Origin of the sequence: Pseudomonas cimarronensis, assembly GCF_049331905.1 — a bacterium.
Classification (GTDB): Bacteria; Pseudomonadota; Gammaproteobacteria; order Pseudomonadales; family Pseudomonadaceae; genus Aquipseudomonas.
The window spans coordinates 2,547,686-2,571,636 of record NZ_CP186283.1 but is presented as its reverse complement, the minus strand read 5'-3'; the positions used below and the strand labels follow the sequence as shown (position 1 = coordinate 2,571,636).

Below are 23,951 nucleotides of genomic sequence, written 5' to 3'. Positions count from 1 at the left end.
AAGGCAGGCTAAAGCCCTTGGTAGCTGGGCGCAGAGTATAGACAGTTAGGTTACTAATGACAACGCAAAGCCCCCTACCTAAAAGCGCATTGCGCACCTCTAATAAATGGCGTAAAGAGCCACTTTAAAAGCCCGAAAACAACCCGCAAACCCTTCTGCCGCCTGGGTTCTCGCAAATTGACATTCGAATTTATCTCACTATAGTGGTGCGGGCCCTGCGTGGGGGGCAGTCAGATGATTTCAAGCATAACTAGGAGGCCACACATGGCTGACAAAAAAGCGCAGTTGATCATCGAGGGCGCAGCCCCCGTCGAGCTGCCCATTTTAACCGGCACCGTTGGTCCCGATGTAATTGACGTACGGGGCTTAACCGCCACGGGCCGTTTCACATTTGATCCTGGCTTTATGTCCACCGCCTCGTGCGAGTCGAAGATCACCTACATCGACGGCGACCAAGGCATCCTGCTGCACCGCGGCTACCCCATCGAACAGCTGGCAGAGCAATCCGACTACCTGGAAACCTGCTACCTGCTGCTCAACGGCGAACTGCCAAACGCAGAAGAAAAAGCCAAGTTTGTCAGCACCATCAAGAACCACACCATGGTTCACGAGCAACTGAAGACCTTCTTCAACGGCTTCCGCCGTGACGCTCACCCGATGGCCATCATGTGTGGTGTAGTCGGCGCCCTGTCGGCCTTCTACCACGATTCCCTGGACATCAATAACCCGCATCACCGCGAAGTATCGGCCATGCGCCTGATCGCCAAGATGCCAACCATCGCCGCTATGACCTACAAGTACTCCATGGGTCAGCCGATGATGTACCCGCGTAACGACCTGAACTACGCGGAAAACTTCCTGCACATGATGTTCAACACCCCGTGCGAGATCAAACCGATCAGCCCGGTACTGGCCAAAGCCATGGATAAGATTTTTATCCTGCACGCCGACCATGAGCAGAACGCTTCCACCTCCACCGTACGCCTGGCCGGCTCTTCGGGTGCCAACCCGTTTGCCTGTATCGCGGCCGGTATTGCCGCCCTCTGGGGCCCGGCACACGGCGGGGCGAACGAAGCGGTGCTGACCATGCTCGACGAAATCGGCAGCGTGGAAAACATCGACAAGTTCATCGCCAAAGCCAAAGACAAGAACGATCCGTTCAAGCTGATGGGCTTTGGTCACCGCGTTTACAAAAACCGCGACCCGCGTGCCACCGTGATGAAACAGACCTGCGACGAAGTGTTGAAGGAACTGGGCATCACCAACGACCCGCAGCTGCAGCTGGCCATGCGTCTGGAAGAGATCGCCCTGACCGATCCGTACTTCAAGGAACGCAACCTGTACCCGAACGTCGACTTCTATTCGGGCATCATCCTCAAGGCCATCGGCATCCCGACCAGCATGTTCACCGTGATCTTCGCCCTGGCGCGTACCGTCGGCTGGATCTCGCACTGGAAGGAAATGCTCTCCAGCCCGTACAAAATTGGCCGTCCGCGCCAACTGTACACTGGCTACAAGCAGCGTGATCTGAACAAGTAATTCAGTGATGCTGCATAAAAAAGGCTGCCCTCGGGCAGCCTTTTTTGCTTCTTGTTGCAGGCAGTTCTATTGCTCTTCCGCCAATTGGCGCAACGCCTGCAAGGTATTGAACGGCGCATCGACGACAAAGCTGTTGGCCAGCCACGCCGGGACACTGCCGCCAGGTTCGGAATGTACCTGATAGATCACCTCGATCTCGCCGTCACGAGGCGTCAGGCTCCAGAACCCTTCGACCTTGCTGACACGAACAAACCCCTTCTGTTGCGGTAAATAATCCGCCACCCCGTGCAAAACACGGGTCACACTGCCATCGGCGGCCTGCTCGGTGGTGACCTGCAAAATCGAATCGCGCCGCTGGACCGGCCAGGGCGTGTGAAAGCGTGTGTAGGCCCAGCTTTGCTTGCCGTCATGGGCGAGCAACTTCTGCTCGCTGCAAGCATGAATCCAGTGACACGCCGCACTGACATCGTCCTGCAAGGCCAACAACCTGGGCATGCTCACCCGCATGCGTGTCACGCCGCGAAAAGCCTGAAAACTTGAGCCAGGAATAGTCTGCAGATAGATCTGTATCCCCGCTTCATCCTTGACCAGCTGCCATGGCTGCGCCTGTATCAGATTGGCCGCCAGCAGCAGGCAACTCCCCAGAAACCACTGACCAACTCGCTTCATTACGCCCCCGCCACGGTGAACCTGCAACACAGTATCAGTGCGACACAGCAGTACTCTGTTCCAGCCAGCCGAGCAACTGAATAGCCTGCTCGTCAGTGCTGCCACACACCTCAATATCCGCCTGAAAAGCTGAACAAACAGCCGGACGCTCCGGCCTACCGAAGATCAAACAGTAGTTGTTGGCATCCAGTTGCACACAACGCACACCAGCGGGCTTGCCGTGCGGCATGCCGGGGATGGGCGAAGTGATCGAAGGGGCAATACAACAGGCACCGCAGCCAGCACGGCAATTCATTGGGGCAGACCTCGACTACAACAGAAATCGATAACCCACCAATTTTACGCTGCCCAGGTAGGCTTGGCAGCCAAGAGCGCACAGATTCAGGCGAGCGGTAAACGCAATCGGAACTGCGTGCCCTGCCCCACTGTGCTGCGCACTTGCAGCTCAGCGCCGAGAATATCCACCGCCAGTTGATGAGTGATGTGCAAGCCGAGTCCGGTGCCACCGCGCCCACGGCGGGTGGTGTAGAACGGATCGAAAATCTTGCTCAGCACCTCATTAGTCATGCCGCAGCCGTTATCGCGCACTTCAATCACGCACTCATGGCGCAGCACATCATGTTCTGCACGCAGCGTAACCACACCCGGCTCGCCCTCAGTAAACGCATGCGTCAGCGCATTGTCGATCAGGTTCTGCAGAATCTGCCCCAGCGGCCCCGGATAACTGTCGAGCAACAAGCTGTCAGGCAGCTCAAGAACCACCTGTTGCGCCGCCTGTTTCAGCTTCGGGGTAAACAACAGCAACACCTCACGCACCAGCTCAACCAGATCGAAGGTTCTTCGCTCGATGCTGGCACGATCACTGGCCAACTGCTTGAACGCCCGGGTCAGCTGCGCCATCCGCGACAGGCTGTTGCGGATAATCGCCAGGCCTTCATCATTGCGCTGCAGAAACTTCTCCAGCGCGGAGCGTTGCAGCCCTTCCTCCAGACCACGCTGCACCGCCTGATTACCTGCTTCCAGGGCAGAAGCCGCAACACTGGCTGCGCCGATTGGCGTGTTCAGCTCATGCGCAACACCCGCCACCAGGGTACCCAGCGAAGACAGCTTTTCCGCCTGCAGGAGTGCACCACGGGTACGTTGCAACTGATCCACCGTATCGCGCAGTTCGTCATTGCTCTGTTGCAGAGCCTGACTGCTGATTTCCAGCGCTTGACGCACCTGGTCACGCTCATGTTCGGCAAGGCCCAGACGGATAGCCACCAGCATCCCCATCGACAACGCCAGGCAAACAAACAGCAATACCAAGCAGAACACTTCGATCCGCAACGCCTGCACCTGCTCATGTGGCAAGTGAGACACCAGCAACCATTGTTCGCCTGCACCGGAAGCTTGCCCGCTGCGCTGGTAAGGGTCGAATGTGGCAAAAGCCCAGACCCCGGCAGCGTCGGTAAACACACCATTACGCACACTTTGCATGCGCTGCCAGCTAGCCGGATGACGACTGGCCAACGTGGCGTCAGGCTTACCCAGGTCAAAGCCCCAGGCATCCTGCTCGGCAGCGGCCAGCAGCCAGTAACCTTCGTGATCGACCAGAGTCAGGTTGTTGCCGTAGCTACGAGAAACATCGGCCAGGCGCTGCAGCAGGACCTGGCCGAGGTAATTGAGTACCAGAATGCCGCGGCGTTTGCCTTGAGCGTCAAAGACCGGTTGAGCCCCGCGCAAGGTAGGCTTGAGCGGCTGCTCGACCACACCAAAGTCCTTGTTCAGGTCGAAGCGCGACAGGTAGAAGCTACCGCGGTCCAGGTTCATGGTTTCGACAAAGTAATAATGTTGGGCCTGGTTCTGCAGTTCTGCCTGGACGCGCACCTGCGGTGCACCGGCATGCCAATCCACACGCACCTGCTCGGCCCCACGTTCGTCCAGCCAGCTAATCTGGTCATAACTGGCGGTGCTGCGCGCAAACTCGACAAATAACTGGCTCAGGGCATGCCGATTTTCTGCGCTGGGGTTGCCGAGCACCTCGGCCAACAAGGGCTGTTGAATCAGAAACTGCACATTGCCGCGCAACATGGCCAGATGGCGATTGAGCACACCCACGCCTTCATTGAGGCTGACCTGTTGATCACGCAGCAATGGATCAAGCCGCGCATCCAACAGGCGCTCGTAGAGTAATGCCATCAGCAACAGGATCAGCACGCTCCATGGCACAAACAGCAGCAGTAGATAACGCCTTACCGGACGCACCAATAGCCTGCGATAGACTGCTTCAACCATCAGCGCTGGCGCTCGGACCAACAGCCAAGCCAGTCCAGCAGCTCTGCACATGCCATCGGCTTGGCAAACAGGTAACCCTGCGCCTGCCGACAACCGTGACTGAGTATCCAGTCGGCCTGCTGCTGAGTTTCCACACCTTCGGCGATCACTTGCATTCCGACCCGCGCAGCGATCTGGATGACTGCCTCGGCAATCATCTGCTGATCACTGACCTCGCCAATCTCCAAAATAAAGCTGCGGTCGATCTTCAAGCGATCTGCCGGCAGCAAACGCAGGTAGCTGAGCGAGGAAAAACCGGTGCCAAAGTCATCAATCGCCACCTCCACTCCCATGGCACGCAGGGCCCTAAGCTTTTCACACACGGTATCGAAAGTGCGCATGGCCACCGATTCGGTGATTTCCACTTCGATCTGCTGGGGGGTAACCCCGGCGGCCTGCAGGTGAGAGCTGAAACGCTCGATAAAATCGTGCTGGAGCAGCTGTGGCGCCGAGACGTTGACCGCCACGCGAATCTGCGGGTAACCCGCATCGGCCAGTTGCTTGGCCGCCTGCAGCGCCAGGCGCATCAGCAAATCGCCCAGCGGCAGGATATAACCGGTGGCTTCGGCCAGGGGAATGAAGCTTAGCGGTGGCACCATCTTGCCATCGGCCTTGCGCCAACGTGCCAATGCCTCCACCCCGGTGACGCGCTGCGTGCGTAGATCAATCTGCGGCTGTAGCTCCACGCTGATCTGCCCAGCCTCGACTGCATCACGCAGCGCCAGCAGCATGCGATACGACTCGGCGTGCGCACTCTGCAAGCGTGGATCGTAAACACCATGCTGATCATGGCCCAGGCGCTTGGCCTGCTTGAGGGTCAACAGGGCATCCTGCAAGGCCACACTGGCTGAACCGGTAAAGTCGGCAAGGTGCATGGTCACGCTACTCAGGCTGTGCACCTGCCCCAGTTCATAGGGCCGTTTGTGTCGGCGAAACAGCGCCACGATCTCCGCCGCCCGTACCTGTGTCTGCGGACCGAGAATGGCAAACAGGTCATCACGCACTCGCGCAATCAGCACCTCGCTGCTGAAGGCATCGCGCAACTTCTTGGCCACTAGGCCGAGGATAAAGTCGCCATAGCCTGTACCAAAGGCCGTATTGGCTCCGGAAAAATTATCGATGTCGATCAACACCAGCACTGACTGATCCTTGCCATTCGACTTCAGGGTCATGTCCAGCATGCGGATCAGCGCGTTACGGTTGGGGATCTTCAGCAGGTCATCCTGGTAGGCCATTTCCTCCAGACGGCTGAACAACGCAACGTTGTACAGACCACGACTGATGCTGACGCTGAATACCTGAAGCAGCTCAATCTCGGTGTCATCCAGCGGCCGCTCACAAGTTACATAACAGGCGTAGTCTGCTCCCGCCTGAAAACGTGGAAAGAACAGCACCGTAGCTTCGGCTAGACGCAGGGTCTGTTGCTCCCGCAGGCACTGGCTCAAGGCTTTTGCCACCTGTGGCGCGTCGAGACTGTCCAGATTGCCTTCGACAGCCCCACTGAAGCGGCCATTGGCGCCGACGATGCGCACGGCCAACTCGGCCTCATCTTGGATTTCATCCAAGCGCAAGCAGACCACGCCCTCGGTTTGTAGATTCAGCAGTGAGCTGATTTCCGTAAGGATCTTGGCTGAGAGTTCACGGGTACTCTTCGAGCAGAACAGTGCATTGCTCGACTCGACAATCATCTGCAAGCCGCGCCGGGCAGTGGCCACCGCGCGCAACTGGGCATAACCGCGTACGGCGGCTGTCAGCACAGTCAGCAGTCGCTCGGCGCACAGCTCGCTTTTGGCCCAGTAGTCGTTGATGTCGTAGTCACGCATCACTTCATGGGCCGGGGCCAGCCCGGGCTCACCAGTCAGCAGCACCACACGGGCATCACGGTTGCCGATCACCTCACGCAGGGAATGGATCAGGCGCAGGCCAGCATCTTCGGTTTCCATCACAACATCGAGCAGCACCAGGGCGATATCCTGCTGCTGGGCCAACATCATCTGGGCTTCGCGGCAGCTGAATGCCTGCACCAGCTCAACACGCCCCCCCAGCACCTCAAGCTCACTCAGGGCAAAGGCAGTCGCGCGCTGGAAATCGACATCATCATCGACCGCCAGCACACGCCATACACGCGGGCTTACAGGGCCGGGAAGTTCGTCGTCGCTGAACGCAAATTGCTCATCCATGAAAGGTGCCCGCATACCTGATGGAGTGGGAACACAACCGATTCCTGACTGGCTGTCAGCTCAGTATAGACGGCCCTCTCCAGACGCCAGGCAATCCGCGCACGAGGCGCGAATGCTTAGACTCAGCGGGTGTTGCGACCCTGCAGGCGGGCCAACAGACTTGAGGTGTCCCAACGGCCGCCGCCCATGCTCTGTACGTCGGCATAGAACTGATCGACCAGCGCCGTCACTGGCAGCTGCGCGCCATTGCTACGCGCTTCATCCAGCAGGATAGAAAGGTCTTTGCGCATCCAGTCCACGGCAAAACCATGTTCGAACTCGCCGGCCAGCATGGTCTTGTGACGGTTATCCAGCTGCCAGGACTGCGCAGCCCCCTTGCCGATCACTTCCATGGCGCCATGCGCATCAAGGCCTGCGCACTGGGCAAAATGCAGAGCTTCGGACAATCCCTGGACCAGGCCGGCTATGCAGATCTGATTGACCATCTTGGTCAGTTGACCACTGCCGGCCTCCCCCATCAGACGTGTCATGCGAGCATAGGGCTGCAGTACCGGCTCGGCCTTGGCGTAGGTGGCCTCTGCGCCGCCGACCATGATGGTTAGCACACCGTTCTGTGCACCAGCCTGGCCACCGGAAACCGGGGCATCGAGAAAGCCCAGTCCCAGCTGGCTGGCCTGTGCAGCAAGTTCACGCGCCACGTGAGCCGACGCAGTGGTGTGGTCAACCAACACAGCCCCAGCTTGCATGCCAGCGAAGGCACCATCGTCACCCAGTACCACGCCACGCAGGTCATCGTCATTGCCAACACAGACCATCACAAACTCGGCGCCAGCAGCGGCTTCACGCGGGGTTGGCGCATGGCTGCCGGCATACTCGTTCGCCCACTGCACAGCCTTGCCGGCCGTGCGGTTGTACACACACACCTGATGGCCGGCGCGCGCCAGATGCCCCGCCATCGGGTAGCCCATCACCCCCAGCCCGATAAACGCCACCTTTGCCATGCCAACACCTCTACGCTGATTTCAGTTACCGCTCGTACCGCCCAGCACCGCATTACGCGCCGCTCAGCCCCTAGGCTGCAAGCATGCCCGCCACCTGCGGCCAATACCAGCACAGCCAAAGGGCAAAACTGTATGGATGCAGCCGACAGACAGGCTTTACCCGCAGCCGATTCCGCTTCCATACTCGCCACAGGCAAAGGAGGGCTTATGCAGCATTGGCTGGTAATCGACCTGGAAGCCACCACCGAAGACGGTGGCTGGCCAGTCGCAGAAATGGAAATCATCGAAATCGGCGCCAGCCTGGTGACCCGCGATGGCCATGAGGTTGAGCACTTTCAGCGCTTTGTCCGCCCTACCCGGCGTCCGCATCTGACGCACTTTTGCCGTCAGCTGACGCAGATAAGCCAGGCCGATGTGGATGCGGCCGCTCCGCTTTCAGTAGTCTGGGCGCAGTTCGAGCGCTGGCTGCAGAGCCATCAGGCACAACTGGCCGGCTGGGCCAGCTGGGGTGACTATGACCGCCGTCAGTTCGAACAGGAATGGCTGGCCCATGGGCTGAACAGCTATCTGAGCCAGATCCCCCACATCAACCTGAAGAAACGCTTTGCCGAGGCCCGCCAACTGGCCAAGCCGATAGGCCTGAAGATGGCCCTCAACCTCGCGGGCCTGGCCTTCCAGGGTCAACAGCACCGCGCCCTCACCGATGCGCGCAATACCGCCCGGCTGCTGCCACTGGTTTTGCCTGCGCAAAGCAGATGACGAAGAAAAACCGCTTGGGCATACTGGCGAGCCTTTTTCCATGGCCTGCCGCAACTGGCAGCCAGCGCTTTTAATCCCTTTATCGAGGAACTGCAGATGTTCAAGGTCAATGAATACTTCGACGGCACCGTCAAATCCATCGCCTTCGGCATGGCTGAAGGCCCGGCCACCATTGGCGTGATGGCTGCAGGCGAATACGAGTTTGGCACCAACCAGCTAGAAATCATGCACGTTGTCGCCGGCGCCCTGACCGTGAAACTGCCAGGCAGCGACAACTGGGAAACCTTCACCAGCGGCAGCAAGTTCACCGTACCGGCCGACAGCAAGTTTCAGCTCAAGGTAGCGGCCGACACCGCCTACCTGTGTGAATACCGCTAAGCCCCGGCCAGGTGCCTGAAAGCCGGCCTCAGTGGCCGGCTTTTTTATTAACGAACAAAAACCAAGGAACAGCCATGCCGCGCTCAACGCAATTTTCTCTGGTGATCCTGCCGATCCTGTTGCTGTTGATCGCCATGACCTCGATCCAGAGCGGCGCATCCCTGGCCAAGGGGCTGTTCCCGGAGATTGGCGCCAGCGGTACCACGGCCCTGCGCTTGAGCCTTGGCGCGCTGATCCTGTGCATCCTGATGCGCCCGTGGCAGGCCAAGCTGACGCTGAAGTCCAGCCGTTCGCTGCTGGCTTACGGGCTGTCACTGGGCGGTATGAACCTGCTGTTCTACCTCTCGCTGAAAACCATTCCGCTGGGCATCGCCGTGGCCCTGGAATTCACCGGCCCGCTGGGCCTGGCGCTGTTGTCGTCACGCCGTTTGGTGGATTTCGTCTGGATCGCCCTGGCAGTTTTCGGCCTCTGGCTGCTGCTGCCCACCGGCCAAAGCGAGGTGCCGCTGGACCCCGTCGGTATGGGCCTGGCCTTGGCGGCTGGGCTGTGCTGGGCGCTGTATATCGTTTTCGGACAACAGGCCGGCGCTGAGCACGGCAAGCAGACTGTGGCACTCGGCACCATCGTTGCGGCCCTGCTGGTGTTCCCGATTGGCCTGTGGCAAGCCGGCAGCGGCCTTTTTTCCCTGGACCTGCTGCCCGTCGCCCTCGGCGTCGCCGTACTCTCCTCGGCCCTGCCCTACAGCCTGGAAATGGTCGCCCTGACCCGCCTGCCCGCGCGCACCTTCAGCATCCTGATGAGCATGGAGCCGGCGATTGCCGCGCTGTCCGGTCTGCTGTTCCTCAGCGAGCGCCTGACCCTCAGCCAATGGCTGGCGATCAGCGCCATCATCCTTGCCTCGGCCGGTGCGGCGGCAACCATCAGGCCGAAAGCCAAGCCGCTTTAAGCGCCCGCGCGTACCTGCTCTGGTGGGAGGGGCTTTAGCCGCGACAAAGCAAAACAGCAGCCCCCTGATCGCGGCTAAAGCCCCTCCCACAGCATCAATTGACCGTTTCAGCCTCATTGCTAAATTGCAACTCGGCCAGGCGCGCATACAGCGGACTGCTGCTGACCAGCTCGCTGTGCGTGCCAATCGCGGCCAGTTTGCCGTGCTCGATCACTGCGATGCGGTCAGCACTTTTTACCGTGGCCAGCCGATGGGCGATCACCAGAGTCGTGCGCCCCTCCATCAGCGGCGGCAAGGCTTGCTGAATCAGATGCTCGCTCTCGGCATCCAGTGCACTGGTCGCCTCATCGAGCAGCAGAATCGGCGCATCCACCAACAGCGCACGAGCAATCGCCAGGCGCTGACGCTGGCCCCCGGACAACCCCAGCCCGGCATCGCCCAGATGAGTCTGGTAGCCATTCGGCAACTTCATGATGAACTCATGGGCATGCGCAGCTTTAGCTGCCGCTTCGACTTCAGCCAGCGTCGCGCTGGTTTTGCCATAGCGGATATTGTCCTCCACCGAGCCGAAGAACAGCGCCGGGTTCTGTGACACCAGGGCAAAGCTGCTGCGCAGCTCGCGCGGATCGAGCTGCTGGATCGGTACGCCATCAATCAAAATACGGCCCTGCTGCGGGTCGAAAAAGCGCAGCAGCAGATCAAACAGCGTCGATTTGCCTGCGCCAGACGGCCCGACCAGCGCCAGGGTTTCCCCAGCAGCTACCTGCAGGTCGATGCCATCCACGGCAAAACTGCCGGGGCGCGACGGGTAGGCGAAACACAGCCCTTGCAGCTCGATACGGCCCTGCACCGGCTGGCTCAGATGCAGACCATCTGTAGCCGGCGGGGTGATTTCATTGCGCGCCTGCAGCAGTTCGGCGATGCGCTCGGCGGCACCCGCAGCGCGTTGTAGCTCACCGATCACCTCACTCAACGTGCCAAAGGCCGAGCCGACGATCAGGCTGTAGAACACGAACGCCGCCAGCTCACCGCCGGAAATTCGTCCGGCAATCACGTCCATACCACCGACCCAGAGCATCACCCCCACCGCGCCGAGCACCAGCACGATCACCACGGTAATCAGCCAGGCACGCTGGGCGATACGCTGGCGCGCGGTATCGAAGGCGGCCTCGGCGGACAGGCCAAAGCGGCGCTTGTCCTCATTCTGGTGGTTGTAGGCCTGTACGGTCTTGATCTGCCCCAGCACCTCACCAACATAGCTGCCGACATCCGCCACCCGATCCTGGCTCTGCCGCGACAACGCACGCACGCGGCGGCCGAAGATCAGAATCGGCGCCACAACCAGCGGCAGCGCCATCAGCACGATGCCGCTGAGTTTGGCATTGGTCACCACCAGCAACACGCTGCCGCCGACCAGCATGATCAGGTTGCGCAGCGCCATCGACAGTGACGAGCCGATCACCGATTGCAGCAGCGTGGTATCGGCAGTCAGGCGCGACTGAATCTCCGAGCTGCGGTTGCTCTCATAAAAGCCCGGGTGCAGTTCGATCAGGTGGTTGAACACCCGTTTGCGGATATCGGCGACAAAGCGCTCACCAATCCACGACACCAGGTAGAAACGGGTAAAAGTGCCGATAGCCAGCGCCAATACCAGCACGAAGAACAGCCCGATCGACTGCTGCAACGCTGCCGGCGACTGCGTGGCCAGGCCTTGATCGACCAGCAGCTTGATGCCCTGGCCCATCGACAGGGTGATGGCGGCGGTAAACATCAGCGCCAACAAGGCCCCGAATACGCGACCACGATAGGGCGCAATAAAGCGCCAGGCCATACGCAGGGCATTGCGCTGACGGGAAGACAGGATCGAAAGCATGCAGGCTCGCTGGGGCATTGACGCCCGTTAATGAGAAGGCGATTGCGGCGTTTCCGCCCGCCAGGCCAGCCAACACAGCGCCAAAGCGGCGAGATTGGTGCTCAGCGGATTGAATGCCTGCAGCAGTAGATGGGGACTCAATAGCGCCACATCAAGCAGCAAGCCAATCAACAGCATGCCGGCCAGCAGCAAGGGCCAACGCTGACGCCGCCACAGCAGCAATAAACCCAGGATGATTTCCGCCAGCCCGGCGATGCGCGCCACCCATTCGGGAGCAGGCAAGTTATGCGCCTGGATCATCGCCAGCTCGTCGGGGCTTAGCCAGAGAATCTTCGGCACCAGGCCGTGCCAGATAAACACCAGCGCCAGGGCGATACGCGCGACCCAGGCGATTTGCAGCAAACGCGGATCAGTCATGCAAAAAGCGCCGGGCATGGTCGGCGCTGGGTATCAGGCAGCTGTCATAGCGCCCAAACAGCCGGTAGCGATTCAGGGCAATACGGTTGTAGCACCAGTCACGCACAGGCCGTGGAATCAACCGCAGCCAGGCCAGCCAGCGCCATGGCTTAGGCAATTGCGCGACGATGCGCAGTACCGCATCCGAACGCAGCAGCATCTGGTCATTCTCGATCAAGGCCATGGTATCGAAACGCTCGGTGGGCAAGCCGCCCCAGGCCAATAGCACCTGGCCCTCGGCCGATTGCACCGAAGCCAGGCGAAAGCGCTGCTCAGCGTCATGACGAATCAGAAACTTCGCCCAGCCGTTGCACAGCTTGCACACCCCGTCGAACAACACCACGCGCTCGCCTGGTTGGATAAGGGGTGGACGTGTTTGCTCCTGCATACCCAACTCCTTCAATGCAGCCCTTAGAGCCTGTTTACGATCTCGCGAGCTAGAGCCAGACAAGGCAAAAACAGCCGAGGAAGCGGAGTTTACTGGTTGTAAATGAGCATTCCGAGGCTGTTTTTAACGCAGGATGGCCGACGCGCAGCAGATCGTAAACAGGCTCTTAGGCGGCCGGGATACGGTAATGGCCGGTGATCTTAAAGCTGAAAAGGATGTCCTCTTCCTGGGTGCCACGGCCGATATTGTGTAGCACCAGGGGCACCCCGCTGCCAGCCTGGCGGTCGCTGATAATGCCGATATGGGTCAGGCCGCCGCCCAGATCCCAGGTGACAATATCGCCAGGACGATAGCGCGCGGCATCCTGACCAGGCGCCAGCGACCAGCCCTGGCGCTTGAACCAGGTCATCAGGTTTGGCACGCGGCGATGATCGATATTGCTGTCGGGCCGGCTAAGCCCCCAGTTCTTGGGATACAGGCGAAAGTTCGCGCGCATGTCCTGATGCACCGCTTGCTGCAAATCCAGGCCTTGCTGGCGCAGCGCGCGGATTACCACATCAGTGCACACGCCGGTATTGAGCGGTACATCGCCATTGGGGTAACTCAGGCGGCGGTAAGCAGGGTCATAACTCAGGGTTACGCCGACCTGCTCGCGGGCCGCTGTGACCAGGACATCGGCCTGCAGTGCCCAGGCGTCAAAGGCCAGCAGGCAACCCAATAACAGAGTCAGCGCAACACGCATTGAAAATCTCCCGAGCCTTTTGTAGGAGCCAGCTTGCTGGCGGTTGACCAATGATCGCCAGCAAACTGGCTCCTACCCTTTAGTTTCAGCGTGCAACCGGATACAGCAGCTCTTCCTTATAACCGGCCCACACGCGCACCACGTCGGGGAAGGCATCGTCCAGCGCCGTATCACCACTGTCCACCAGCAACGGCCGACCTTCCAGCGTGCCGAGCTTGCGCTTGGTGGCGACCACCCGCAGGTTTTCCAGGCCGATGGCGCGCAGCACCCGTGGGCTGATCTGCTGGTTGCCACGGCCGATGATATGGCCCTGGCCGCCAATCGCAGTCACCAGCAGGCGCGTTGGATGGCCATCAATCAGCTCGAACAGCTGCGTTTCGGTGACATCACTGGCCAGCAGCTGACCATTCTCGATCACATCGACGCCCAGCAGCGTGGTCTGCAAGCCGAGGTTCTGCGCCAGGCCATGCAGGGTCGAACCGGGGCCGAAGACATAACGTACATCGTTTTCCCAGCTGTCCTGCAGCCAGTCGGCCAGATCATTCAGCACCAGCTCTTCGGACTCCACCCCGCCCTGCTTGACCTGCTGCACATAGCCGCCTTCCTGCGGCACCGTCAGTTCGCCGTACCAGCGCGCAGTCACGCGGTCTTCGCGCAGGGCGCTTTCATCAATATCGCGCACTTCACAGCTGCTCAGGCGCACCAGACCGCCTTCGATCAGCCGCGCAGTCAACTCACCGGCTGCACGCGGACTGATGGCGTAGACCCCGGACTGAATCTTCACCCCGGCCGGAATCCCCAGCACCGGCTGCGACTCGTTCACCACAGCACAAATGTCGCGCGCCGTACCATCGCCGCCGGCAAACAGAATCAGCGCCACACCAGCGTCCTGCAGCAGCTCAACCGCCTGACGGGTATCAGCGGCGCTGCTCGGCCCCTCGCCCAGCTCACCGACCACACGGTGGGCAAAGCCCATCTCGGCAAGCAAATCGGCGCCCATGGCGCCGGGAGAGGTAACGAACTCCAGGCGTTCACGCAGCGGCAGCAGCACCTCAAGGGCGGTTTGCGTGCGCAGCGCCGCTTTGGCCTCAACCCCCAAAGCCAGGGCCTGTTCGGCCATGCCGTCACTGCCCTTGAAACCCGCCGGGCCGCCCAGCCCGGCCAATGGGTTGATGATCAAGCCAATATGGAAAAGCCCCATAACACCCTCTGATTCAATACCTACGTGCACCTGGCACAGTGCCTGCTATGACTGATTTGCCCTGTGTCTTGCGGCGGTTTTCTGCCGTCGCAGTTGTCATAGCGCCTTCATCTAACACTCATAAAATCGCGCTAACCGATGAGGAGACCCGCCATGCACAGCCAACAACAGAATTCGCAAAAAGCCCCGACCATGCCGATTGGTGGCTTTGTCATTGATGCCCAGGGCCGCGAAATCCCGATCACCGAAGAGATGATCCAACAGGCCTGCACCGCGTTGGAAAAAGCTCAAAAGCAAGCCGAAAACCGTAAGTAAGTTTCCTGCCAGGGCAGCATTCGCTGCCCTTCGCTACTGCTAATTCAATCTCGCGCCCAACGCCTGCACCAGGCTGACCAACACCGGCGCATCACCCTTTACGCAAACCGCCAATCCGTCGATTTCCCGGCGCATCGGGTAATGCTTGCGCAGCCCGTCAAACGCCGCCCGCCGGGTTGCCGCATCGCCCTGCAGGCTCCGGCGAAAATCCGCATCATCGCGGCGCGGGTCATACACCGCACGGCAGATACTGGCCAGGGCCCAAGCCGGATCAGCGCTGGCATCGATAGTCAGCTCACTCAGCCAAGCGGCGGGCATCAATTGCGCCAGTTCAACGCTGGGCACAACGCCCAGGTACTGACACAACGCCTGATAAATCTGCGCCGTGCCGCGTAGCTTGCCGTCGAGGCTGTAACCGGCAATATGTGGCGTAGCGATACGGCATAACGCGGCCAACTCAACATCCGCCTGCGGCTCGCCTTCCCAGACATCCAGCACCACCTGCAGATCGCTGCGTTGCGCCAGCAACTCGCGCAACGCCTGGTTATCTACTACCGCGCCGCGGCTGGCGTTGATCAGCCAACTGCCTGGTTTGAGCGCAGCCAAGCGGGTACTATCAAACAGATGATGGGTGGCATGTTCCCCCAGACGCTCCAGCGGCGTATGCAGGCTGATCACGTCACACTCATCCAACACCTGCTGCAAGCTGACGAAATCACCGCCCTCAGCCTCCTGACGCGGCGGATCGCAGACCAGCACACGCCAGCCCAGGCCACGCAGCACCTTGAGCAAACGGCTGCCGACCTGGCCTGCGCCGACCACCCCATAGGTGCGCGTCGCCAGGTCAACGCCCTGCTGCTCGGCCAGCACCAGCAGGCTGCCCAGCACATAGTCAACCACACCACGGGCATTGCAGCCTGGCGCACTGGCCCAGGTAATACCGGCCTGCTGGAAGTAGTCGAGGTCCAGATGGTCGGTGCCGATGGTGCAGGTGCCGACAAACTTGACTGCCGAGCCGTCGAGCAGCGCGCGATCAACCTGAGTCACCGAACGCACCAGCAGCAGGTCGGCATCGGCGACCGCCGCCGCATCAATACTGCGGCCGGGCAGGCGGCGAATCTCGCCAAACCCGGCAAAGAATTCGTCAAGCAGAGGGATATTTTCATCAGCAACGATGCGCATAGAGGGTCTGTTCCCGTGCTCCGCAAATCAGGCCGGCATTCTAACCTGCCAACACAGCTTGGCTACGCTAAGTCGCGTAATGTGCCCGCCGCACTGAAACAACGCGCAACAAGGTTTCCTGACCAAGCCGTCAAGGCGTAGACTGCACGGTTTCCTGATACACAGCCGGATACACCTGAATGCTTGCCCAAACCCGCTTGCAACGCGTCAGCACCGAGTTCTACAGCCTGCTGAAGCTGGCAACGCCGATCATCATTGCCCAGTTGGCCAACACCGCCATGGGCTTCGTCGACACCGTGATGGCCGGCCGGGTCAGCCCGCAGGATCTGGCCGCCGTGGCGCTGGGCAACTCGATCTGGGTGCCGGTGTTTCTGCTGATGACCGGCATTCTGCTGGCCACCACGCCCAAGGTCGCCCAGCGCTTCGGTGCTGGTGCGCATACCGAAATCGGCCCACTGGTGCGCCAGGCTCTGTGGTTGGCGCTGACGGTGGGCATCGCGGCGGCGGTGATCCTGTGGAACGCGGAAATTGTCCTCAGCCTGATGAACGTCGACCCAGCGCTGATAGAGCCCGCCATGGGCTACCTGCGTGCTGTGGCCTGCGGTTTTCCGGCTGTGGCGCTGTACCACGTGCTGCGCTGCTTCAGTGACGGCCTCGGGCATACCCGGCCAAGCATGGTCATCGGCCTATGCGGCCTGGCGCTGAATATCCCGCTCAATTACATCTTTATTTACGGCAAGCTCGGGTTGCCGGCCATGGGCGGCGTCGGCTGCGGCTGGGCCACCGGACTGGTGATGGGCTTTATGTTCCTGAGCATGCTCTGGTGGGTGAAATGGGCGCCGTTCTATCAGCCGAGCAAGATTTTCAGCCACTTCGAATGGCCGCAGTGGCCGGTGCTCAAGCGCCTGCTCTCGGTCGGTTTGCCGATTGGTATCGCGGTGTTTGCCGAGTCGAGCATCTTCGCCGTGATCGCCCTGCTAATCGGCGGCCTAGGCGCCACCGTGGTGGCCGGACACCAGATCGCCCTGAATTTCAGCTCCATGGTCTTCATGATCCCGTATTCGCTCGGCATGGCCGCCACCGTGCGCGTTGGTCAGGCCCTGGGCCGTGGCGAGCCGCGTGAAGCACGCTTTGCTGCGGGGGTAAGCATGGCGGCGGCGCTAGGCTACGCCTGCCTGTCGGCCAGTCTGATGCTGCTGTTGCGCGAACAAATTGCGCAGATCTATACCCCGGACCGCGCGGTAATTGCAGTGGCCACCACCCTGCTAGTGTATTCGGCGCTGTTCCAGTTCTCCGATGCCATTCAGGTGACGGCTGCCGGCGCTCTGCGCGGTTATCAGGACACCCGCGTGACCATGATCCTGACCCTGTTCGCCTATTGGGGCATCGGCTTGCCGGTGGGTTATGTGCTCGGCCTGACCGACTGGTTCGGCGAGCCCAGCGGCCCCAGCGGGCTCTGGCAGGGCCTGGTGGTCGGCCTGACCTGCGCCGGCGGCATGCTCGCCGTACGCCTGGCCGGCAGCGCGCGCAAACGCATTCGAGCCACTAAGATGGCCTGATGAACGCCCGCCTGCTGCTTCTGCTCACTGCACTTTGCCTGTGCGCCTGCACGCCTGCCGATGATGGCCTGGCGCTGCAGGCCGATTACCTACAGCGCCTGAGCAACGCCCTGGATGTCGAACCGGCAACGGCTTTCGACGCTAATGAGTTGACCCGCTATCGCCTGCCGGCCCGCCGCGAACGGCTAATCGAGATTGCCGAACTGCGTATTAGCTTGCTGGACCTGTTAGTGGATGTGCGTCGCTGCCCGACGCTGCAACAGCAAATCAGCCAGCGCAACAACAGCCTCGGCAAACAACTCACGCCCAGCAGCCGTCTGGCTTATGAAGGCGACCTGCTGCGCGCCCTGGACTCCTGCAGCGCGCACCTGCGCAGCCAGGACCAGCAACCCCTGCGCAACACTCTTGAACAACTGGCGCAGGAAAAACGCGCGCAACTGCCCGGCGTATTCTGGAATGCCCTGAATGCAAGCCCGGAAGTCGAACGCTACCTGCGCTTTGCCGAACAGCCCCTGCCGCCCAATGCCGCCGAAGATAACGCGGCGCTGGATGCCCTGGCACAGTTGGCCGCTATCGGCAGCGCGCTGCCTGATGCGCTGCCACCGAGTGCAGAGCAACTGGATCCGCTGTTCTTTGCCCTACACGCCAGCGACCAGGGCGGTCAGTTGATCAGCAGCCTGGCCAGCCTGACTCACAGCCTCAACCAGGGCAGCGACATGCTGAACAGCCGCCAACAGGGCCGACCGCTCTGCCCCACGGGCAAGGCCACGGAACGTGCACGCATCGTGCAAAACATCTTCGTCAAGTATTACGCCGGCAGCCTGCAGCCCTACCTGGCGCGGGTGGATCAACGCGGTCAGGCCTGGAGCAGCAGCCTACGCAGCCTCAGCGGCGTGGCGCAGATACCGCCAGCGACACGGGTGTATCTGCAGCAATTGAGCAGTGACGAAGCGTCGTTATGGGCGGACTTTCAGCAGGCCACCGCACGGCATGTGCGCAGCTGGCAAACGGTGCTGAACAGCTGCGGCCTGGCGCCTGGTCAGTCGGGATGGACCGACCAGGCCGCGAGCGTCGACCAGTAGGTTTCGGACAACAACTCACGCCCAGCCAGCAGATGGGCCAGGTAATCGGCGCTGGGCAGCAAGCCTTCTTCGCGAAACGCCGGGTTGGCGATATACACCCAGGCCGGCTGCACGCCGTGGGCCGCGACAATCGGCAGGCATTCGCGGCTGTAATAGACTGGCGTACCTTCGAAGTGATCCAGCTTGGCGATCTCACCCGCGTCGGCCAGGCGATACAGCACACCTTCCACCCGTCCCTCGCGCTGATGCCGGATATTGGCGTAGGCCCGCCCCGGCGCTCGGTCCGCCGCGCGCTTGTTAAAGCACAGGCTGTAACCCGGCAAATGCCCAGGCAGCGCCTCCAGCACCGTCATGCCGCGCGCCTGCATGCGCGCCGGATTCATATTCGAGCCGTAGGCGAAGTACCACTGCATCAGTCGAGCTTCTTGCGAATTAGATAGAGGTAGGTCGCGCCGTCCTCGGCCTGCTCCACCAACTCATGGCCGAGAAACACGCAGAATTTTGGAATGTCGCGGCGGGTCGAGGGGTCGGTGGCAATCACCTTGAGCAGGCCGCCGGCCTGCAGGTCGCGCACCTTGTTGTGCAGCATCATCACCGGCTCGGGGCAATTGAGCCCAGTGGCGTCGAGGGTGGCATCGGGAATGGCGGTGGTTTGCAAAGACATCGGCTGGCTCCAGTAGCAGGCCGCTATTCTCGCGCAAAGCTGACCCAAAGGTCATCTAGCGCCTGATGGAAAACCTCTGCGTAGCGCGATTGGCCCGACAACAGGTCAACACAACCTTGGATGGGCAGGCAGCCACGCCCTGATCAGGCAGGCTGCGCAGCGTCCACCATTCCAATAAGAGCCATCTATGCGCCTTGCCCTGTTACTTGCCACCCTGCTGCTCAGCGGTTGCGCCGCCCGTGATCAACTGCCGGACTTCAGCGCCACCGCGCAGCAGGATCTGCCAGCCACCTATTTCGATGCAGTGATCTACGGCCGCGACGGCACACGGCTGTCGGCTACGGTCTTTCAGCCAGCGCTGAAGGCCGGCGAGCAGGCGCCAGTGATCGTGCACACCCACGGTTGGGGCGGCTGGCGAGTCACCCGGCCGAACGGTTTCTATGGCACGCAGATGATGTCCGGTCGCGCCGCATTAAAAGCCTGGCAGGCCGGCTACTGGGTAATCAGCTACGACCAGCGCGGTTGGGGCGGCAGCGAAGGCGCTATCGAGATGATGGACCCTGAGTACGAGGTGCAGGACGCCCTGGCCGTGATCGACTGGGCCGTTGCCAATCTGCCACGCCTGAGCATGGACGCAGCAAACGATCCGAAAGTCGGCATGCTCGGTGAAAGCTACGGCGGCGCGGTGCAGCTATTGGCCTCGGCGACCGATCCGCGTATTGACGCGATTGTGCCGATTGCCACCTGGTACGACCTCAGCGAAGCCCTGGCCCCGGACAACCATCTGAAAATCGGCTGGACCAGCGTGCTGCTCAGCCTGGGCTTGTCCACCGGTTATGACCTCGGCAAGTTCGTCCAGGCGCCCTACCTGAAAAGCGCCGACGGCCGTATGCGCGAGCCCGTGTGCGACGAACTCAAGGCCCACAGCCTGACCAGCTACTGCGCACGCGGTCAGCGCCCGCAAGCCGATGCCCTGCTGATCCAGGGCATGCGCGACACCCTGTTCCCGCTCAACCAGGGCCTGGCAATTCGCGATTGCCTGCAACAAGGCACCCGTGATGTGCGCCTGCTCGGCATGCAGGGCGGGCATATTCTGCCGCCACCGATACAACGCTGGAGCGGCCTGCCGCCGTTCAATAATGAGGCGGTGCTGAACTGCGATGGCCGGGCGATCAACCTGTATCAGAGCATCATCAGTTGGTACGAAGACAAGCTGCGCGGGCGCACAGGCGTGGCAGCGAGCATTCCCGATTTCTGCGTCAGTCTCGATCTGGATCAGGGCGTGGCCCTGCAGCAACTACCGGCTAGTCAACGGATCGAACTGCCGGCCACCGCAATTCGGCCGCTCAGCAGCGGGCTGCTGCAACCGGCACGGTTTATCCCGCTGCAACAGGTGCAGACGAGCAGCGCCCTGGTTGGCGTGCCACGCGTGCATCTGGAAAACGCCGAAGGAATGCCGACACTGTTTGCCGCCCTAGTGGTCCAGCGTGCCGATGGCAGCAGTGCAGTGCTCAGTGAACAAGTCACCCCGCTCAACGGGCAAGCCAGCACAGAACTGGCTGCCGTCAGCGCGCAGCTACAAGCGGGCGACACTCTGGGCCTGCGCATCAGCGGCTTTAGCGGCCAGTACCTGCTCAACGGCTCCTGGCAGCTCTCCAGCAGCACGCTGCAAGGCAGCGTCGAGTGGCCGCAGTTGCTGCCATTGCAGCCGCAACTGGCCAGGCACTGAGGGGTTATTTACCTATGCGGCGCAGGTGACAGGTGACTTCTTCACGGTCGTGATAAAGCTGCTTGCAGGCGATCGACACCTTGATCTTGCGTGCAGCAAAGCCATCTTCAAGACGCTGCAGCAGGCGACGCACCTCAGCATAACGCTGCTTCATCGGCAGCTTGAGGTTGACCACCGCTTCCCGGCAATGGCCGTCGCCGATCCAGGTTTCCACCATCGCGGCGGTACGCGCCGGCTTTTCGACAATATCGCAGACCATCCAGTCCACCGGCTGCTTGGGCGTCCAGGTGAAGCCGTCGACCATCAGGTGGTTGACCAGCCCGGTGTCCATCAGGCTTTCGGCCATCGGCCCGTTATCGATGGCGGTTACCAGCATGCCGCGCTTGACCAGCTGATAGGTCCAGCCGCCCGGCGCGGCACCGAGGTCAACCCCGGTCATCTCATCGGAGAGGCGCTCATCCCACTGCTCGCGGGGGATAAAGGTGTGCCAGGCCTCTTCCAGCTTGAGGGTCGAACGGCTCGGCGCTTCGCGGGGGAATTTCAGCCGTGGAATGCCCATGGGCCAGAGCGCCGAGTTGTTCGCCTCGGCCATGCCGACAAACACCTCGCGGCCGCTCTTGAAGGTCAGCAGCAGACGCGGCTTGCGTGCATCGTCGACCAGCTTGCCGGCCTTGTTCAGGGCGTTGCGCAGCGGCGCCTCGAACTTCTTGCAGAAATTCGACAGCTCCTTGCCGTCGTTGCTGTCCAGCACTTCCAGCCACAGGCTGCCAAACACCGGCGAGTCGGCCAGGTGAGCCAGCAGCACACTGATGCGATCCGTTTCCGGCAGGTCAATAAATACGCCGCGCGCCCACTGCCGCGGGAAGATCAGCTGAGTGAAGCGCACCCCACGCATCAGGCGCTCGGCACCATCAGCCTCGGTGCAGATAAATTCTGCGCAAGCCGTGTTCGGCTTGGCCTTGGCATACCCGGCCACATTCATCAAAGCAGCCTGTTCGGCGATCTCTGCGCAGACCTCGTTTTCGAATCCGGGACGGCAGTGCAACAGCAAGCTATTCATCGGTCACTCTCCTCAAGGCGCGCATCATAGCCGACTGGCTGTGTTGCTGTTTGTTTCCTCAGTGCTCACCTGGCCATGCGCACTTCGCCTGCGCCACAACCTTCGGGTTAGACTGCCCGCACTGCGCCGGGCCGCTAAGGCCTGCCAACCGACTATCCGCTCGTGCCAAGCTCGTCAGGTCACAGCTTTTGCCCTATCGGGCACACCCAGGTTCGCGAGCTAAACTTCTGCGACAAACAGCCGAAGTACCGATAACGCTTAAAGGAATAAAACTCACCATGCGCAATAACCAACCTATTACTCAACGTGAGCGCACATTCCCCGCGCAGCAGCGGCTGATTTCCACCACCGACCTCAAAGGCCAGATTACCTATTGCAACGACGCCTTCGTCGATATCAGCGGCTTCACCCGTGACGAACTGATTCGCGCGCCGCATAACCTGGTGCGCCACCCCGATGTGCCGCCAGCAGTGTTTCAACATATGTGGGACACCCTAAAGAAGGGCCGGCCGTGGATGGGCATCGTCAAGAACCGCTGCAAGAGCGGTGACCACTATTGGGTCAACGCCTATGTCACGCCGGTGACAGAAAACAATCAGGTGATCGGCTACGAGTCCGTGCGGGTCAAACCGACTGCAGAACAGGTACGTCGTGCAGAAGCCCTCTACCAACGGATCAACAGCGGCAAATCGGCGATCCCCAGCAGTGACCGCTGGCTGCCAATCGTGCAGGACTGGCTGCCATTTATTCTGGTCAGCCAGATCGGCTTCCTGATCGGTGCCTGGCTCGACTCCAGCTGGGGCTTTGCCCTGGCGGCGGCGCTCTCGGTACCGCTCGGCCTGGCCGGCTTGAACTGGCAACAACGCGGCCTCAAACGCCTGCTGCGCCTGGCCGACCAGACCACCTCTGACCCGTTGATCGCGCAGATGTACACCGACAGCCGTGGTGCTCAAGGCCGCCTGGAAATGTCCATCCTCAGCCAGGAAGCGCGCCTGAAAACCTGCCTGACCCGTCTGCAGGACACCGCCGAGCAGCTCACCCAACAGGCCAAGCAGGCCGACACTCTGGCGCATAACAGCTCCGCCGGACTTGAGCGGCAGCGCAACGAAACCGATCAGGTAGCTACCGCCATCAACGAAATGGCCGCCACCACACTGGAAGTGGCCAGCAACGTCGCCCGCACTGCCATCGCCACCCAGGACGCCAACCGCCTGACCAGTGCCGGCCGCAGCATTGCCAGCGAAACTCGTCAGGCTATTCAGCGCCTGTCGCAATCGGTCGGCGATACCGGTGAAACGGTGACCCGCCTGGCCCATGACAGCACTGAAATCGGCGGCGTGGTCGATGTGATCAAAGGCATCGCCGACCAGACCAACCTGCTCGCCCTCAACGCCGCCATCGAAGCGGCGCGGGCCGGGGAAATGGGCCGTGGTTTTGCCGTGGTGGCCGACGAAGTGCGCTCGCTGGCGCAGCGTACCGCCGAATCCACCGGGCAGATCCACCAATTGATCGCCAAGTTGCAGCGCACCGCAGAAGAAGCGGTACTGACCATGGAAATCGGCCGCAAGCAGGCTGACGAAGGGGTTGAGCGTGTGCAGCAGGCCGACGAAGCGCTGGCCGGTATCAGCGACGCAGTAGCCAATATCACCGATATGGCCAACCAGATCGCCGCGGCCGCCGAAGAGCAAAGCGCAGTGGCCGATGAGGTCAACCGCAGCATCACCACCATCGCCCACCTGGCCGACCAGACCGCGGGCGAAGCGCATGACACCGCCCTGCTCAGCGAAGCCCTGACGGCCACCGCCAACGGTCAGTACGCACTGGTCGAACGCTTTAACCGCTAAAACAGCAACGGTGTACTGCTCTATGGGAGCAAGCTTGCTGGCGATGCTGTGATCCGCTGATCGCCAG

23 protein-coding genes are annotated in these 23,951 nt (G+C 61.2%); 9 read left to right on the top strand and 14 right to left on the bottom strand.

From position 1 onward, the window contains the following. Positions 1-264 precede the first annotated feature (264 nt). Positions 265-1,539 carry a citrate synthase gene (gltA, locus tag ACOCLD_RS12085; protein WP_233684799.1) on the top strand — a complete coding sequence of 425 codons (1,275 nt, stop codon included), beginning with the start codon at positions 265-267 and terminating at the stop codon, positions 1,537-1,539. A 66-nt stretch (positions 1,540-1,605) separates the two neighbouring features. Here gltA and ACOCLD_RS12080 read toward each other — a convergent pair whose 3' ends face one another. The 5 genes from ACOCLD_RS12080 to ACOCLD_RS12060 form a co-directional block, all read right to left on the bottom strand. Beyond that, the gene (locus tag ACOCLD_RS12080; protein WP_422909337.1) at positions 1,606-2,208 is read right to left on the bottom strand and encodes an START domain-containing protein; all 603 of its coding nucleotides are present in this window, start codon (positions 2,206-2,208) and stop codon (positions 1,606-1,608) included. A 34-nt stretch (positions 2,209-2,242) separates the two neighbouring features. Beyond that, the gene (locus tag ACOCLD_RS12075; protein ID WP_257778507.1) at positions 2,243-2,503 is read right to left on the bottom strand and encodes a YkgJ family cysteine cluster protein; all 261 of its coding nucleotides are present in this window, start codon (positions 2,501-2,503) and stop codon (positions 2,243-2,245) included. A gap of 86 nt (positions 2,504-2,589) precedes the next feature. After that, the gene (locus ACOCLD_RS12070; protein WP_422909336.1) at positions 2,590-4,485 is read right to left on the bottom strand and encodes a sensor histidine kinase; all 1,896 of its coding nucleotides are present in this window, start codon (positions 4,483-4,485) and stop codon (positions 2,590-2,592) included. Then, positions 4,485-6,704, bottom strand: a complete 2,220-nt coding sequence (locus ACOCLD_RS12065; protein ID WP_422909335.1) for a GGDEF/EAL domain-containing response regulator — start codon at positions 6,702-6,704, stop codon at positions 4,485-4,487. The genes ACOCLD_RS12070 and ACOCLD_RS12065 overlap by 1 nt, the downstream gene beginning before the upstream one ends. 122 nt (positions 6,705-6,826) lie before the next feature. Beyond that, positions 6,827-7,705, bottom strand: coding sequence for an NAD(P)-dependent oxidoreductase (locus ACOCLD_RS12060; protein ID WP_422909334.1), 879 nt, complete (start codon positions 7,703-7,705; stop codon positions 6,827-6,829). A gap of 207 nt (positions 7,706-7,912) precedes the next feature. On the opposite strand from ACOCLD_RS12060, the gene ACOCLD_RS12055 reads away from it, so the two are divergent. The 3 genes from ACOCLD_RS12055 to rhtA all read left to right on the top strand — a co-directional run bounded on the left by ACOCLD_RS12055 (position 7,913) and on the right by rhtA (position 9,789). Continuing rightward, positions 7,913-8,464 carry an exonuclease domain-containing protein gene (locus ACOCLD_RS12055; RefSeq protein WP_422909333.1) on the top strand — a complete coding sequence of 184 codons (552 nt, stop codon included), beginning with the start codon at positions 7,913-7,915 and terminating at the stop codon, positions 8,462-8,464. A gap of 96 nt (positions 8,465-8,560) precedes the next feature. Beyond that, positions 8,561-8,842, top strand: a complete 282-nt coding sequence (locus tag ACOCLD_RS12050; protein WP_090253248.1) for a pyrimidine/purine nucleoside phosphorylase — start codon at positions 8,561-8,563, stop codon at positions 8,840-8,842. Positions 8,843-8,916: 74 nt separating this feature from the next. Beyond that, positions 8,917-9,789: a threonine/homoserine exporter RhtA gene (gene rhtA, locus ACOCLD_RS12045; RefSeq protein WP_422909332.1), complete on the top strand. Its 873-nt coding sequence runs from the start codon at positions 8,917-8,919 to the stop codon at positions 9,787-9,789. Positions 9,790-9,883: 94 nt separating this feature from the next. On the opposite strand, the gene ACOCLD_RS12040 is transcribed toward rhtA, so the two are convergent. From ACOCLD_RS12040 to ACOCLD_RS12020, 5 genes are all read right to left on the bottom strand, one after another. Further along, positions 9,884-11,662, bottom strand: a complete 1,779-nt coding sequence (locus ACOCLD_RS12040; protein WP_422909331.1) for an ABC transporter transmembrane domain-containing protein — start codon at positions 11,660-11,662, stop codon at positions 9,884-9,886. A 27-nt stretch (positions 11,663-11,689) separates the two neighbouring features. Further along, positions 11,690-12,079 carry a DoxX-like family protein gene (locus ACOCLD_RS12035; protein ID WP_422909330.1) on the bottom strand — a complete coding sequence of 130 codons (390 nt, stop codon included), beginning with the start codon at positions 12,077-12,079 and terminating at the stop codon, positions 11,690-11,692. Continuing rightward, a complete protein-coding gene (locus ACOCLD_RS12030; RefSeq protein WP_422909329.1) occupies positions 12,072-12,506 on the bottom strand; it encodes a thiol-disulfide oxidoreductase DCC family protein in 435 nt (144 codons plus the stop codon). The genes ACOCLD_RS12035 and ACOCLD_RS12030 overlap by 8 nt, the downstream gene beginning before the upstream one ends. 166 nt (positions 12,507-12,672) lie before the next feature. Beyond that, the gene (locus ACOCLD_RS12025; RefSeq protein ID WP_422909328.1) at positions 12,673-13,248 is read right to left on the bottom strand and encodes a DUF1287 domain-containing protein; all 576 of its coding nucleotides are present in this window, start codon (positions 13,246-13,248) and stop codon (positions 12,673-12,675) included. An 85-nt stretch (positions 13,249-13,333) separates the two neighbouring features. Beyond that, on the bottom strand, positions 13,334-14,449 hold the full coding sequence (locus tag ACOCLD_RS12020) for an ATP-NAD kinase family protein (RefSeq protein ID WP_422909327.1): 1,116 nt from the start codon (positions 14,447-14,449) through the stop codon (positions 13,334-13,336). 138 nt (positions 14,450-14,587) lie between these two features. Between ACOCLD_RS12020 and ACOCLD_RS12015 the strand changes: the two genes are divergently transcribed. Further along, positions 14,588-14,764, top strand: coding sequence for a PA1571 family protein (locus ACOCLD_RS12015; RefSeq protein WP_374529006.1), 177 nt, complete (start codon positions 14,588-14,590; stop codon positions 14,762-14,764). 39 nt (positions 14,765-14,803) lie between these two features. On the opposite strand, the gene pdxB is transcribed toward ACOCLD_RS12015, so the two are convergent. After that, on the bottom strand, positions 14,804-15,946 hold the full coding sequence (gene pdxB / locus ACOCLD_RS12010) for a 4-phosphoerythronate dehydrogenase PdxB (RefSeq protein ID WP_422909326.1): 1,143 nt from the start codon (positions 15,944-15,946) through the stop codon (positions 14,804-14,806). A 179-nt stretch (positions 15,947-16,125) separates the two neighbouring features. Between pdxB and ACOCLD_RS12005 the strand changes: the two genes are divergently transcribed. Next, positions 16,126-17,505, top strand: a complete 1,380-nt coding sequence (locus ACOCLD_RS12005) for an MATE family efflux transporter (protein ID WP_422909325.1) — start codon at positions 16,126-16,128, stop codon at positions 17,503-17,505. Then, the gene (locus ACOCLD_RS12000) at positions 17,505-18,587 is read left to right on the top strand and encodes a DUF3080 family protein (protein ID WP_422909324.1); all 1,083 of its coding nucleotides are present in this window, start codon (positions 17,505-17,507) and stop codon (positions 18,585-18,587) included. The genes ACOCLD_RS12005 and ACOCLD_RS12000 overlap by 1 nt, the downstream gene beginning before the upstream one ends. On the opposite strand, the gene ACOCLD_RS11995 is transcribed toward ACOCLD_RS12000, so the two are convergent. Together ACOCLD_RS11995 and tusA are read right to left on the bottom strand one after the other, a co-directional pair. Continuing rightward, a complete protein-coding gene (locus tag ACOCLD_RS11995) occupies positions 18,545-19,000 on the bottom strand; it encodes a gamma-glutamylcyclotransferase family protein (RefSeq protein ID WP_422909323.1) in 456 nt (151 codons plus the stop codon). The two genes, ACOCLD_RS12000 and ACOCLD_RS11995, sit on opposite strands and share 43 nt — an antisense overlap. Next, positions 19,000-19,251, bottom strand: coding sequence for a sulfurtransferase TusA (tusA, locus tag ACOCLD_RS11990; RefSeq protein WP_170048792.1), 252 nt, complete (start codon positions 19,249-19,251; stop codon positions 19,000-19,002). The genes ACOCLD_RS11995 and tusA overlap by 1 nt, the downstream gene beginning before the upstream one ends. 187 nt (positions 19,252-19,438) lie before the next feature. Between tusA and ACOCLD_RS11985 the strand changes: the two genes are divergently transcribed. After that, positions 19,439-20,980 carry an alpha/beta hydrolase family protein gene (locus ACOCLD_RS11985; protein WP_422909322.1) on the top strand — a complete coding sequence of 514 codons (1,542 nt, stop codon included), beginning with the start codon at positions 19,439-19,441 and terminating at the stop codon, positions 20,978-20,980. A 4-nt stretch (positions 20,981-20,984) separates the two neighbouring features. Here the strand turns inward: ACOCLD_RS11985 and rlmM are convergent, their stop codons facing one another. Next, complete coding sequence (rlmM, locus tag ACOCLD_RS11980) at positions 20,985-22,040, bottom strand: 23S rRNA (cytidine(2498)-2'-O)-methyltransferase RlmM (protein WP_422909321.1); 1,056 nt, start codon at positions 22,038-22,040, stop codon at positions 20,985-20,987. Between the two features lie 278 nt (positions 22,041-22,318). Here rlmM and ACOCLD_RS11975 point away from each other — a divergent pair, with 278 nt between their 5' ends. Further along, positions 22,319-23,884: a methyl-accepting chemotaxis protein gene (locus ACOCLD_RS11975; protein ID WP_422909320.1), complete on the top strand. Its 1,566-nt coding sequence runs from the start codon at positions 22,319-22,321 to the stop codon at positions 23,882-23,884. Positions 23,885-23,951 lie beyond the last annotated feature (67 nt).